The sequence below is a fragment of the Pontibacter sp. CAU 1760 genome (genome assembly GCF_054482735.1).
Genome location: NZ_JBTLRL010000008.1, coordinates 129,382 through 141,615 on the forward strand (window position 1 = coordinate 129,382; position 12,234 = coordinate 141,615).

Consider the following 12,234-nt stretch of genomic DNA (forward strand, 5'->3'; position numbering starts at 1 on the left):
CATACCTGTATCTGACGCCTTTTTGCGCGGCCGCAGGCCACGCCAGGAAAGCTATTGCCCAAAGAATATCACATGTTATACCTAAAACCATACACCATGAAAAAGTTAAGCAGCCTAAAATCAAGTTTCGTAGGGGGCATGATGCTTTGCCTCCTCACCGCTACATCCTGTACTACCGAGGATGAACCAACTGCTGCGGTGCTGAAAACAGAAAAAAGCAACATTGAAAATACGATTGATGCTGACAAGGCTTATGCTTATGTAGAGCAAATGCCTCAGTTTAAAGGCGGGGAACAGGCGCTGATGCAGTTCCTGGGGGAACACATCGAATACCCACAGGAATCCCGCAAAGCAGGCGTCGAGGGTATAACGGTCATCACCTTTGTGATCGAGAAAGATGGCACGGTCACGGATGTTACAACGGTTAAGCGCCTGAGCCCTGAAACCGACGAGGAGGCCCGCCGGGTAGTTGAACTTACCAGCGGCAACTGGTCTCCGGGGCAGCAGAATGGTGAAACGGTTCGCGTGAAGTATACAATTCCAGTTCGATTTGCTATCAGATAGCGCACCTGACACAACCCCACCCTACAAAAAAAGTCTTCGCCACAACCAAATGCTGTAGCGCAGACTTTTGTACTTTTAGGCGTAGGCAATCTGCTAAAACTCCCAGCCTTCGTTCAGGATCGGGATGGCATGGTGCGCCGTCATATCGAACTGACAGGGCACGATTGACACGTAGTTGTTCACTAACGCCCACTCATCGGTATCCTCGCCTTTGTCGAAGTTCACGAAACTGCCCGTCATCCAGTAGTACTTGCGGTTCCGTGGGTCCAGGCGCTCGTCAAACTCTTCCTGCCACTTGGCGTGTGCCTGGCGGCATACCTTGATGCCTTTCACCGGCTCATCGCTCTTCTTCGGCAGGTTCACGTTCAGGGCCGTGTTTTCCGGGATACGGTGCTGCAGGGCTTGGCGGATAATCTGCTCGATGAATTTTTCGGTATGTGAGAAATCGGCCTCATGGCCATAGTCGCAGAGGGAGAAACCGATCGAAGGCAGGCCCTCGATGGCTGCCTCGATGGCCGCTGACATGGTACCAGAATAGAGCACGCTGATGCTGGAGTTAGAACCGTGGTTGATGCCGCTCACTACCAGGTCAGGCTTCCGGTCTTTCAGCACGTGGTGCTTGGCCAGTTTCACGCAGTCGGCGGGTGTGCCCGAGCACTCGTAGGCCTCCACGCCCAGGTCCTCCAGCGCGATAGACCGGTCCAGGCGCAGGGTATTGCCAATGGTGATGGCGTGCCCCATACCCGATTGCGGACTATCTGGCGCTACCACTACTACCTCCCCTACCTTCATGGCGATCCGCACAAGGGTATGGATGCCCGGTGCTGTAATGCCATCGTCGTTTGAAACCAGAATTAATGGTTTAGCCATTTTAATATTTTAAGTTGATGTATAATTAAAGAAACGATTTTATAATAGATGCTAATATACTACAACCTGCACCTGCAGGACAAGGTTTAAGCTAACAAAGATACGAACCGCTACTGCCATGCTTATAAGAAATATACTATACGCGGTACTGCTGGGCGTGGGTATGGCCGCCTGCCTCTCGCAGAACGACGAAGCCGCCACCGAAACAGCCACAGCATCTGAAGCTACGCCTGGCGTAGCCCATGAAACCACTACCGCACCGGACCCTGCCACCCTGGTCATCGCCAAGGGCCGTGTCGGCAACATCCGGATCGGGATGCCCATTGAGCAGGTGCGCCAGGAAGTGCCAGCGGGAACTGTAGTGCAGGATACGCTGCTGCGCCAGGAGGGAATGGAGTCTACGGCATACCTGCTGCGCACCTCTGGCCAGCAGCAAGGCCTGCTTATAGAGCAGCGTTGTGAGCCGGACTGCCGTGTATGGCGCATTAACATCCTGAGCAATGATTTTAAAACGGCAAAGGGTATCGGCCTGGGCTCTAAATACAGCGAAGTGAAAGCGGCATACCCCATCGGTACCGTGGCCTTGGCCGAGGGCAACCTGGTGGCTATCTCAGAGGAAAGCGGGATGAGCTTTGTGCTGGAGGACACCAACCTGCCCCAGGATTCCAAAAATAAGGGGAAGTACAGCCCTGCCAATATACCGGCCAACACACTTGTAAAGCGCATTCTGCTATATTAACCCATTGCAATATTAGGTAGAAATACGTATTATTGCTTCTATGTCATTTATCCGTCCCAACTACTCTCACAGGGCCATCGGCCTGCTGCTCCTGCGCTCAGGCATCGGCACGTTGTTCATTTTGCACGGCTGGCCAAAGTTGGCCGGCGGACCGGAGACATGGCAGCAGCTGGGCCATACCATGCAAATGGTAGGCATTTCGTTTGCACCTGCGGTTTGGGGCTTTTTGGCTGGCTTTGCGGAAGTGGCCGGTGGTTTTCTATTGGTGTTGGGCCTCTTCTGGCGACCGGCTTGCCTGTTACTGCTTTTCACCATGCTGATCGCCCTTGCCTGGCACCTGACAAATGGGGACTCGTTTAATGGCTATGCTCATGCGCTGCAGTCGGCTATGCTGTTCTTTTCGCTATACTTTGTGGGGCCGGGCAAACACAGCCTCGACGGGAAGTTATTCCCGGGCGACAAGTACCGCAGCCGGTTTAGCCGGATCGTGATCTAACACTCTCTTCCGGAAATGTATACCAAGCCTCGATCAGTTCCGAGGCTTTTTTGTGCTACGGAAAAACTACGCAGTTCCCAATGCAGTGCGCCTGATCATACCCTAAAAGGCGTGTTCGTTACCATTTCCGGGGGAAAATTGGTAACATTACAGTTGCAACAATTCAGAACAGATGCTCACGACACTACTCCTGGCTGCACTTTTAACAACAGCTTCCCCCGGCCCCGAAAAACCTGCCTTGCTCACCCCCTATGAAAAGGGCAACGGCAACCAAACCGCCACCTACGATGAAGCCATCAACTGGTACCAGCAACTGGACGATGCCTACGAGGAGGTAAAGATGATGCCCTACGGCATGACGGATGTGGGCCGCCCGTTGCACCTGGTAGTGGTCTCTACGAGCAGGGATTTCGACCCGGCTTCTATACACCGGAAAAATAAGCGTGTTCTGCTGATCCAAAACGGCATCCATCCCGGCGAGCCCGAAGGCATAGACGCGACCATGCTTTTGGTGCGCGATTACCTGCAGGACAAGAAACGACGCAAGCAGTTGGATAACGTGGTGTTAGCTATCATCCCGGTCTACAACATCGGAGGCGCCTTAAACCGGAACAGTCATACCCGTACTAACCAAAACGGCCCGGAGAGCTACGGTTTCCGGGGCAATGCCCGCAACCTCGACCTGAACCGTGACTTCATCAAGACGGATTCGCGCAACGCCCAGACCTTTCACCAGATCTTCCGGGAGTGGGACCCAGATGTGTTCATGGACAACCATACCTCTAACGGCGCCGATTACCAGCACGTGATGACGCTCATCGCTACGCAGCACAACAAGCTACACCCCACCCTGGCACGGTACCTGTCGGGCAAAATGGTGCCTGCCCTGTATGCAGGCATGCAACAGGACGAGTTCCCGATGGTTCCGTACATGAACCACGCCGGAGACACCCCCGACGAGGGTATAATTGGCTTTATGGAGTCGCCGCGTTATGCCACCGGCTATACCGCCCTCTATAACACCATTGGCTTTGTGCCCGAAACGCATATGCTCAAGCCCTTCAACCAACGGGTACAGGCCACTTACAAGCTGATGGAAAACATGATCGAAACGGTGCACCGCGACGCGGCGGAGATCGGCACACTGCGGGCACAAGCCAAAGCCCAGACAGTACAGCAAAAGCTTTTCCCGCTCGACTGGAAACTGGATACCACGCAGGTAAGTCAAGTACCATTCAAAGGGTATGCGGCCAAGTATAAACTAAGCGAAGTGAGTGGCTTGGAGAGGCTATATTATGACCGAAAGTCGCCGTATAGCCGCATGATCAACTATTACGATGCGTTTACGCCAACCGTCACGGTGCAGAAACCCGTTGCCTATATCATCCCGCAAGCCTGGCATGAAGTGATCGATCGTTTGAAAACGGATCAGGTAGAGCTTCGGCAGCTAAAAAGGGATACAACCCTCACGCTAGACACTTACTACATCACCGATTACAAAACGAGTCCGCGCCCTTACGAAGGGCACTACCTGCACAGCGGGGTGCAGGTGGAGACCAAGCGCATGGCCCGTCCGTTTTACAAAGGCGATTATGTGGTATACCTGAACCAGCCCGCCAACCGCTTTGTAGTGGAAGTGCTGGAGCCGCAGGCCGTGGACTCTTACTTCAACTGGAACTTTTTCGATTCCATCCTGATGCAGAAAGAGTATTTCTCAAGCTATGTTTTTGAGGACCTGGCAGCAGAATACCTAAAGCAGGACCCCGCGTTGCGCCAGCGCCTCGAAGACCGCAAGAAGCAGGACCCAGAGTTTGCCAAAAGCGCCCGTGCCCAACTGGACTTCGTGTACCGCAACTCCCCGCACTACGAGTACACGCACCAGCTATACCCCATCGGGAGGCTGGTAGAAGACCTGAAGCTGCCGCTATAAAACAGAAGAGCCACCCGCTGAGGTGACTCTTCTGTTTTGTGGTTTGTTTACCTGGGCTTATACATCCACAGAATCGTAGACAACCACCTTCTCCCATAAGTGGCTGTAGTTTTCCACAAACTTCAAGTGGGTTGGATGCTTTTGGTAAACCTCCTGATCGGCCAGGTTGTCGAAAAACAGCAGCCATGACACTTGGTAACCATTCTCGATCACATCGCGGTTGGTGCCGGCAGGTTCTCCGATGCGAGCCAGGCGGATGGGTTTGATGGATTTCAGGGTATTCAGCCCCTCGATGAGTTTCGCCTTGTCCTGCGCAGATTCCGGGTTTTTCAGCCAAAAGTAGACATGGTGCACAAAATCCCCTTTCGGTTTCTTGCTGTTTTTGGCTAACGCGGGCACCGCCCCAAATAGCCCGGCAAACGACAACAAGGCACTGCTGCCAAGAAATGATCTTCTGTTAAATTTTTTCATATGGTTCAAATGCTTTTGCTTTGACAATAAACGGATACAGTATCTGTTGCATCATCCTTTGAAATAAACACATTTTTTTGAGAATTCCGAAAATTGGCTGTAAACAAGGCTAGTTTATACCTGCGCATCACCGAGTAAACCAATTAGGCCTTGCTGCGGTATCATGTACAAACTACATTTTCTTGTGATGGAGGAAGTATCTGTGAATCCGTTCCTGCTCCAGCCAAATGGCAGCATTCCAAACAACCCAAAGCTCCCTGCGTTGCTGTACCAGCAGGTTTTCACCAACCCGCAAAACTTAGAGCAGCAATTCAAAAAGGCTTTTGCCCTAAATGGCTGGGGTGGCACCTGGACCAACAGCGTGTTTGATTACCACCACTACCACAGTACATCGCACGAGGTGCTGGGCGTGGCAGCGGGAAAGGCAACCCTGGTATTGGGAGGCCCGAATGGAAAGGAGGTGCAACTGCAGGCCGGAGACGCGGTGGTGCTGCCAGCGGGTACCGGCCACTGCCGCCAGCATGCTTCTGCCGACTTTAGCGTGGTAGGCGCATACCCGCCTGGCCAGGAAAATTATGATAGCTGCACCGCGCAAGATGACCCGACCGCAAAGCAGCGAAACATAGACCGAGTAGCCTTGCCTGCCACAGACCCCGTTTTAGGCAAGAGCGGGCCGCTGTTGCGGCATTGGCAGCAGAAACCCTAAACGTATACCTACCGGTTCAGGAACTGGAGAAAGGCATCTTTGTACTGGTCGCTGACGGCGAGGTTTGCTTCCCCGATCTGTACTTTGTTACGCGTTACAGCCGCTATTTTGTCGAGCGCTACGATGTAGGAACGGTGGATGCGCATGAACTTACGGGCAGGCAGTTTCTCTTCCAGGGCCTTTAGGCTTGTCAGCGACAGGAGCGGTTTTGGCTCGCTTTCCAGATGCACTTTCACATAGTCTTTCAACCCCTCGATGTAGAGAATATCCCGGAAAGCAACGCGCACCAACTGGTATTCTACCTTCAGAAAAAGAAACTCGTCTTCTGTGGCTCCAGTCGGGCCGGGGAGTGCCGGGGTAGGCTTCTGGATCAGGTTGGCATAAGCCTGTGCCTTGGTAGCAGCCTTCAGAAAATCGGCGTAGTTAAAGGGCTTGACCAGGTAATCCAGCGCATCCACTTTATACCCCTCCAGCGCGTACTGGCTAAAAGCAGTAGTGAAAATGATGCGCGGCCCGGTGCCATATTCCCCTTTATCCAGTACACGGGCCAGTTCTATCCCGCTCAGGTCAGGCATCTGGATATCCAGAAAAACCAGGTCGACGGGTTGCTCATGCAGGCCGCGCAAGGCTTCCACCGCACTCGAGTAGCGCCCCATCAGGTTCAGGAAAGGAGTCTGCTCGATAAAGGCGGCAATCATACCCAAGGCCAGGGGCTCATCGTCTACGGCTATGCAATTCAGCTTCATGCTACGTTTAGCTTTAGGTTTACCTGGTACTCGTTCTGCGGGGTTCTGTCGGCCACCTGCAGGGTATACTGGCCGGGGTACAGCAGGTCAAGGCGGCGGCGGGTATTCGCCAACCCGATGCCGCTGCTCTCCTCCAGCACCACCCGTTTTTCGGGCAGCAGCGTGTTCCGCACTTCCAACTCCACGGTTTGCCCCTGCTGGTAGATGGCCACATGGATCTGGCTGGGCAGCAAAGCACTTACTCCATGCTTAAAGGCATTCTCCACATAAGGCAGAAACAACATAGGCGCTACCTGTACATCGTGCAGCGCAGGGGGCGTATCGAAGGTTACAGTTACTTTCTCTGTCAGCCGCAGCTTCATCAGGTTGATGTAGTCGTGCAGGAACTCGATCTCCTTGCTGAGCAGCGTGGTGCCGGACTGTGTGTCGTACAGCACGTAGCGCATCATCCGCGACAACGTATGGAGCGCCTCGCGTGAGGTCTCGATGTTGATCATGGTGAGGGCGTAGATGCTGTGCAGGGTATTGAAGAAGAAATGCGGGTTGATCTGCGCCTTCAGGAACGATAATTCCGAGCTCACCTTCTGGCGTTCCAGGCTTTGGCGCAGCTCGCTGTCCCGTTGCCACTTGCGCACAGTTTTAATGCTGGTACTGATGCCCAGCACCAGCATGGTAGCCAACAAGGTCACCGGGTTGATCCGGATCCCGAAGCGGTGCGATGGCTTGCTACCGTCCGGGTTAAAGGCCTTGTGCATCAGTTCCGGAAGGTTTAGCCATGAGCCAATCAGCATACTGGCCCCAATCACGAATATCACCGCGCACAAAATGGAAATGGTGAAGGCCCCCACTTTGTTCTGGAACAGCAGGCGCGGCACCAGCAGTTGTGTGTTCAGGTAAAACAACCCTACCCACATGGTAAATACAATCGCCTGGTTCATCCAGAACTGCCGGGGCAACTCAATGTCCCAGGCCAGGGGCTGACACAGCAGGAGCAACAGACCCAGCAGCACTAGTAGCTGAATCATAAGGTATCCGTGGCGATATAGAAAGGTATTGTTGCCCATTGCAATGCTTAAGTTAACAGAATATCCTAACAAACATAGTGCGATGGTCTAAACCAAGCATGGCCAATCTACCAACTGGGCCATTTCGCCGACCGCTTGCTTACTTTCGCCTATGGTTTCGGAATGGGGCAATGGCAGAAGCGCGCACGGCAAAACCATCGGTTGCCAGTGCCTGTTTGTCGGTGTTTCCCGCGAGTCGATCTATTCCATTTTTTTATGCGCTGCTGAACGAGTTGTTTTGTATAGTTCTAATTGAAAAAATAAACTATGCATAAATTATTCTCATTTCTCGTACTCACCTGCTGCTACCAGTTAGCCGCGGCACAGGCCCCTGCATCCAATTTCGTAACCCCAACCAGCACCTCCGGCACAAGCGTATCCAAGGCGGTGGCAGGCAGCATTTCCGGCACCGTGGTAGACGCGGCCACGCAGCAGCCCGTGCCCTACGCCACCATTGCCCTGGTAGACCCTGCCACTAGCAAACCCATAGACGGCACCATGGCCGACGACAAAGGCAAGTTCTCGCTGCCTAAAGTGCAGGCAGGCGCTTACCGGCTGGCTGTTTCCTTTATCGGCTACGAAACCAAAACCTTAGAGGTAGAGATCTCAGACCGGAACAGCGCCGTTAACCTGGGCCAGATTACCATCGCCTCGGCGGCAAAGGCGCTGAAGGAAGTAGTGGTAGAAGGCCAGCGCGCCATGATCGAGGAGAAGGTGGACCGCACCGTGTACAACGCTGAGAATGATGCATCGAACAAAGGCGGCGATGCGGCGGATGTGCTGCGCAAAGTGCCGATGCTCTCGGTGGACCTGGACGGCAACGTGACCATGCGCGGGAGCCAGAACATCAAAGTACTCATCAATAACCGCCCTTCTACCATCACGGCGGGCAGTGTGGCCGACGCCCTGAAGCAAATCCCGGGCGACTTGATCAAGTCGGTGGAGGTGATCACCTCGCCTTCTGCCCGGTACGACGCGGAGGGCTCTGCCGGTATCATCAACATCGTGACCAAGAAAAACACACTGCAGGGCGGTACCCTGAACATCGACACGGGTGTGGGTTTGCGCGGCAGCAACCTGGGCCTGAACGGCAGTTACCGTACCGGCAAGATGGGCTTTTCGTTGGGCGGCTTCGGACGTGCCGGCTATAACACACCCGGAAGCTTCGAAAACGTGCAGACAACCGTCAACGACGGAGTAGAGAATGTTATCCGGCAGGAGGCCGACACCCGCAACAATATGTCGTTTGGCCGCTATAACTTTGGCTGGGATTACGATATCAACGAGAAGAACTTCCTCAATGGCTCGGTGCAGTATGGCCTCCGCAACGGACACCGCTTCCAAGACAACCTGCTGTCGCAGCGCTACCAGGAAGGAACGTTGACCAGCCGCACCCTGCGCGACGTGGAGACAACCGACAACTCCGGCACCGTGGATGTGAACCTGAACTATACCCACACGTTCAAGCCGCAGAACGAATTCAGCGTCCTGACGCAGTTTAGCCGTAATAACCGCACCAACGACTTCATCAACGAGATATTTAACGGCGATGAGACATCGATAGCCCGCAGGCTCAAGAACATCAACGAGAGCTTTAACCAGGAGTCTACCATCCAGCTGGATTATACGAACGCCATCAGCAAGAACCAAATGGTGGAGTTCGGCGGCAAGCAGATCATGCGCCAGGTAACCAGCGACTACGAGACCTTTACCGCCGAGGGCTCCGGCCCTTACACCAAAGTGGACGGCACGAACCTGAGCAACGTATTCAATTATGATCAGAACGTGTCGGCGGGTTACTTTTCCTATACCCTCACCACTGCCAAAAACTACAGCATGAAGGCCGGTGCCCGCTACGAGTACACCACCATCAACGCCGACTTTGAGAACAGCGACGAAGAGGTGAGCATCCCCTCGTATGGCGTGCTGGTACCGAGCGTAAACGTATCAAAAAGGCTGACCAACGGCAATACGCTGAAGGCCTCTTACAACCGCCGTATCCAGCGCCCGTCGCTGCAGTTCCTGAACCCGAACGTGCAGAACGAGAACCCGGCCCTGCGCACCGTGGGTAACCCCGAGCTGAGCCCGGAGTACACGAACAACTACGAACTGTCGTACAGCACTTTCTTCAAGTCCACCATGCTGAACTTCTCAACTTACGTTCGTACCACCAACAACTCCATACAGGCGGTGCGCGAGAGAGCGGAAGATGGCGTGCTGGAGACATCGTATTTTAACATCGGGCAGGAAGAAGCCTACGGTGGAAGTATTTTCGGGAGCATTAACCTGAGCAACAAACTGACTCTGAATGGGGGCACCGACATTTACTATGCTAACCTGAACAACAACGTGGATGACCCAAGCCAGCGAGCCAGCAACAGTGGCCTGGTGTACAACATCCGGGCGATGGGTAACTACAACCTGGGCGAGGGCTGGGGTATACAGGGCTTCGGTTTCTACCGTGGTCGCCAGGTACAGCTGCAGGGCATGCAAGGCGGTTTCGGTATCTACAGCCTGAACCTGCGCAAGGAGTTTAACGAAAAGAGAGGCAGCATCGGCTTCGGCGCGGAGAACTTCCTGAGCACCACCATGAAAATCAGAAACGAGCTGAACTCCCCTACTTTCAGCCAGAACAGCACCAACGTGATGCATAACATGAACTTTAAGGTGAACTTCAGCTACCGCATTGGCAAGCTAACCTCGGATGCGCCACGCAGAAGAAGGAAGTCGGTGAACAACGATGACCTGAAGGGCGGCGGTGAAGGCGGCGCACAGGAAACCAGCGCGCAGCCAAGTGGCGCTGTGCAGGGTGGTATGGGTGCTCGCACCGGTGGTGCGCCAGCAACGGGTGGCGCTAAACCAACTGCCCCAGCTATTGCCCCGACCTCAGTAGACAGCACCAGCGCATCAACTGGCAACGTGAACCCAACCGGGCGCTGGCAAGGCAAAATGGGCGAGCGTGACCTGACCCTGAACCTGGTAGCCAGCGGCACAACACTTACCGGCAGCATCGTGACGCCACGAGGCGAAATGCCGATCACAGACGGCAGCGTGGACGGGGAGAACATCCGCTTCTCGCTTTCCTTCGGGCCAAACACCATGGTATACCAGGGCAAACTTACCGGAGAGCAACTGCAGCTCTCTACCGAGTTCCAGGGCCGCCCTGTGGCAGGCACATTGCAGCGCATACAATAACAGAAAGGGCATCTGGCAATTCGGCAGGTGCCCTTTTTGCTTCTGTGCCAATTTGATTAGCGTTTTATACCTTAACCTTAAAACACATACACATGAAAAACTATCCTGTACTTTTGGGAACGCTGGCACTGGCTGCCTTGCTTCAGGCAACTCCGGTAACTGCCACCGATCATCCTACTGGCACCACTCAAACCACGAGCAAAGCAATAACCACGCTACCCGTGAACGTAGCCGCCAGCACCATGACCTGGAACGCCAAGAAATTTGGTGGGGAGCATGCAGGCAACGTGAAACTGGCCAGCGGCAACCTGGAAGTAAACGGAAAGAAACTGACAGGCGGCACGTTCGTGATTGACATGACCTCGATCACAGTGACCGACATTACCAACGAGAATTTCAACAAGAAGCTTACAGACCACCTGAAGTCAGAGGATTTCTTTTCGGCGGAGAAGCACGGCACCTCTACTTTCAAGATCACGAAGGTGCAGCCTATCGCCAACGCCAAATCCGGGGCACCGAATTATAGCGTTACTGGTAACCTCACGATCAAGGGCATCACCAACCCCATCACGTTTCCGGCCACGGTACAGATAGACGGTAAATCTGCTGTCGCCTCGGCAAAGGTGGAACTGGACCGCACGAAGTGGGACATCAAGTACCGCTCAGGTATGCTGGGTACCGCCGCCGACAAAGTGATTGAAGACACCTTTACCATCGACCTGAACCTGGTAGCGGGCAGTGGCAGCCCAGTGATAGAAACTAAACTGAAGTAAGCAGAGACGAAAGCCGTTAAACTCGTATCTACTAGTAAGGAATAATTCCCAACAAGCAGTAGTACAAGACATGAACATCACAAGGCGCCATTTCTTTACGTTTATTGCCGCTTTGCCACTCATAGGGTTGGTTTCGGCGTTTCCGCTGTTTAAGCGCCCGAAAACGCTGCAACCAACCCCGGAGTGTGATGACCATGACGAGCCTACCCCCCCGCAAACCGAGGGGCCGTTTTATACCCCCAGCTCGCCTGAGCGCAGCAACCTCCGCGAAAAAGGCATGCGCGGAACCGCTATGGTGCTGACCGGACAAGTGTTGGATACCCGCTGCCAGCCCGTGGCCGGTGCCCTGCTGGATTGGTGGCACGCCGATGACCAAGGAAATTACGACAATGAAGGGTATAAACTCCGTGGCCACCACTATACCGACAAGCAAGGCAAGTTCCGGCTCGAAACCATCATGCCTGGCCTGTATCCCGGCCGCACCCGCCATTTTCATGTGAAGGTAAAGGGCCCTGACACCCCGGTGCTTACTACGCAACTCTACTTCCCTGGTGAGCAGGGCAACAAACGCGACTACATTTTTAAACCCGCCTTACTGATGCAGGTAAACGAAGGACCCGACGTCACAAACGCGACGTATACCTTTGTGCTGAAAGCCTAGCCTGTTCCGGTGACGCGTA

At 54.1% G+C, this 12,234-nt stretch carries 12 protein-coding genes; 8 read left to right on the forward strand and 4 right to left on the reverse strand.

All coding sequences use genetic code 11. From position 1 onward, the window contains the following. Nucleotides 1–96 precede the first annotated feature (96 nt). Nucleotides 97–564, forward strand: a complete 468-nt coding sequence (locus tag ACXYMU_RS12950; RefSeq protein WP_458986825.1) for an energy transducer TonB — start codon at nucleotides 97–99, stop codon at nucleotides 562–564. Nucleotides 565–657: 93 nt separating this feature from the next. Here the strand turns inward: ACXYMU_RS12950 and surE are convergent, their stop codons facing one another. After that, nucleotides 658–1,434, reverse strand: coding sequence for a 5'/3'-nucleotidase SurE (gene surE, locus ACXYMU_RS12955; protein WP_458986826.1), 777 nt, complete (start codon nucleotides 1,432–1,434; stop codon nucleotides 658–660). A 118-nt stretch (nucleotides 1,435–1,552) separates the two neighbouring features. On the opposite strand from surE, the gene ACXYMU_RS12960 reads away from it, so the two are divergent. The 3 genes from ACXYMU_RS12960 to ACXYMU_RS12970 all read left to right on the forward strand — a co-directional run bounded on the left by ACXYMU_RS12960 (nucleotide 1,553) and on the right by ACXYMU_RS12970 (nucleotide 4,599). Continuing rightward, nucleotides 1,553–2,173 carry a mechanosensitive ion channel protein MscS gene (locus ACXYMU_RS12960; RefSeq protein ID WP_458986827.1) on the forward strand — a complete coding sequence of 207 codons (621 nt, stop codon included), beginning with the start codon at nucleotides 1,553–1,555 and terminating at the stop codon, nucleotides 2,171–2,173. A 40-nt stretch (nucleotides 2,174–2,213) separates the two neighbouring features. Continuing rightward, nucleotides 2,214–2,669, forward strand: a complete 456-nt coding sequence (locus ACXYMU_RS12965) for a DoxX family protein (RefSeq protein WP_458986828.1) — start codon at nucleotides 2,214–2,216, stop codon at nucleotides 2,667–2,669. Between the two features lie 172 nt (nucleotides 2,670–2,841). Next, nucleotides 2,842–4,599, forward strand: a complete 1,758-nt coding sequence (locus tag ACXYMU_RS12970; protein WP_458986829.1) for a M14 family metallopeptidase — start codon at nucleotides 2,842–2,844, stop codon at nucleotides 4,597–4,599. 57 nt (nucleotides 4,600–4,656) lie between these two features. On the opposite strand, the gene ACXYMU_RS12975 is transcribed toward ACXYMU_RS12970, so the two are convergent. Further along, a complete protein-coding gene (locus ACXYMU_RS12975; RefSeq protein ID WP_458986830.1) occupies nucleotides 4,657–5,070 on the reverse strand; it encodes a Dabb family protein in 414 nt (137 codons plus the stop codon). Between the two features lie 187 nt (nucleotides 5,071–5,257). Here ACXYMU_RS12975 and ACXYMU_RS12980 point away from each other — a divergent pair, with 187 nt between their 5' ends. After that, the gene (locus ACXYMU_RS12980; protein ID WP_458986831.1) at nucleotides 5,258–5,776 is read left to right on the forward strand and encodes a cupin domain-containing protein; all 519 of its coding nucleotides are present in this window, start codon (nucleotides 5,258–5,260) and stop codon (nucleotides 5,774–5,776) included. Nucleotides 5,777–5,784: 8 nt separating this feature from the next. Here ACXYMU_RS12980 and ACXYMU_RS12985 read toward each other — a convergent pair whose 3' ends face one another. Next, nucleotides 5,785–6,522, reverse strand: coding sequence for a LytR/AlgR family response regulator transcription factor (locus ACXYMU_RS12985; RefSeq protein WP_458986832.1), 738 nt, complete (start codon nucleotides 6,520–6,522; stop codon nucleotides 5,785–5,787). Then, a complete protein-coding gene (locus ACXYMU_RS12990; RefSeq protein WP_458986833.1) occupies nucleotides 6,519–7,547 on the reverse strand; it encodes a sensor histidine kinase in 1,029 nt (342 codons plus the stop codon). Before ACXYMU_RS12990 ends, ACXYMU_RS12985 begins: the two co-directional genes overlap by 4 nt. A gap of 306 nt (nucleotides 7,548–7,853) precedes the next feature. Here ACXYMU_RS12990 and ACXYMU_RS12995 point away from each other — a divergent pair, with 306 nt between their 5' ends. The 3 genes from ACXYMU_RS12995 to ACXYMU_RS13005 all read left to right on the forward strand — a co-directional run bounded on the left by ACXYMU_RS12995 (nucleotide 7,854) and on the right by ACXYMU_RS13005 (nucleotide 12,215). Further along, a complete protein-coding gene (locus tag ACXYMU_RS12995) occupies nucleotides 7,854–10,781 on the forward strand; it encodes a TonB-dependent receptor (protein ID WP_458986834.1) in 2,928 nt (975 codons plus the stop codon). Nucleotides 10,782–10,873: 92 nt separating this feature from the next. After that, on the forward strand, nucleotides 10,874–11,554 hold the full coding sequence (locus ACXYMU_RS13000; protein WP_458986835.1) for a YceI family protein: 681 nt from the start codon (nucleotides 10,874–10,876) through the stop codon (nucleotides 11,552–11,554). A gap of 70 nt (nucleotides 11,555–11,624) precedes the next feature. Further along, entirely contained in the window at nucleotides 11,625–12,215 is a 591-nt protein-coding gene (locus tag ACXYMU_RS13005) for a dioxygenase family protein (RefSeq protein WP_458986836.1), read from the forward strand. Nucleotides 12,216–12,234 lie beyond the last annotated feature (19 nt).

What these genes read in the sequence shown, in the direction of transcription:
- ACXYMU_RS12950 (WP_458986825.1), top strand. Translation starts at nt 97, where the DNA reads ATGAAAAAGTTAAGCAGCCTAAAATCAAGTTTCGTAGGGGGCATGATG.
- surE (WP_458986826.1), bottom strand. Translation starts at nt 1,434, where the DNA reads ATGGCTAAACCATTAATTCTGGTTTCAAACGACGATGGCATTACAGCA.
- ACXYMU_RS12960 (WP_458986827.1), top strand. Translation starts at nt 1,553, where the DNA reads ATGCTTATAAGAAATATACTATACGCGGTACTGCTGGGCGTGGGTATG.
- ACXYMU_RS12965 (WP_458986828.1), top strand. Translation starts at nt 2,214, where the DNA reads ATGTCATTTATCCGTCCCAACTACTCTCACAGGGCCATCGGCCTGCTG.
- ACXYMU_RS12970 (WP_458986829.1), top strand. Translation starts at nt 2,842, where the DNA reads ATGCTCACGACACTACTCCTGGCTGCACTTTTAACAACAGCTTCCCCC.
- ACXYMU_RS12975 (WP_458986830.1), bottom strand. Translation starts at nt 5,070, where the DNA reads ATGAAAAAATTTAACAGAAGATCATTTCTTGGCAGCAGTGCCTTGTTG.
- ACXYMU_RS12980 (WP_458986831.1), top strand. Translation starts at nt 5,258, where the DNA reads ATGGAGGAAGTATCTGTGAATCCGTTCCTGCTCCAGCCAAATGGCAGC.
- ACXYMU_RS12985 (WP_458986832.1), bottom strand. Translation starts at nt 6,522, where the DNA reads ATGAAGCTGAATTGCATAGCCGTAGACGATGAGCCCCTGGCCTTGGGT.
- ACXYMU_RS12990 (WP_458986833.1), bottom strand. Translation starts at nt 7,547, where the DNA reads ATGATTCAGCTACTAGTGCTGCTGGGTCTGTTGCTCCTGCTGTGTCAG.
- ACXYMU_RS12995 (WP_458986834.1), top strand. Translation starts at nt 7,854, where the DNA reads ATGCATAAATTATTCTCATTTCTCGTACTCACCTGCTGCTACCAGTTA.
- ACXYMU_RS13000 (WP_458986835.1), top strand. Translation starts at nt 10,874, where the DNA reads ATGAAAAACTATCCTGTACTTTTGGGAACGCTGGCACTGGCTGCCTTG.
- ACXYMU_RS13005 (WP_458986836.1), top strand. Translation starts at nt 11,625, where the DNA reads ATGAACATCACAAGGCGCCATTTCTTTACGTTTATTGCCGCTTTGCCA.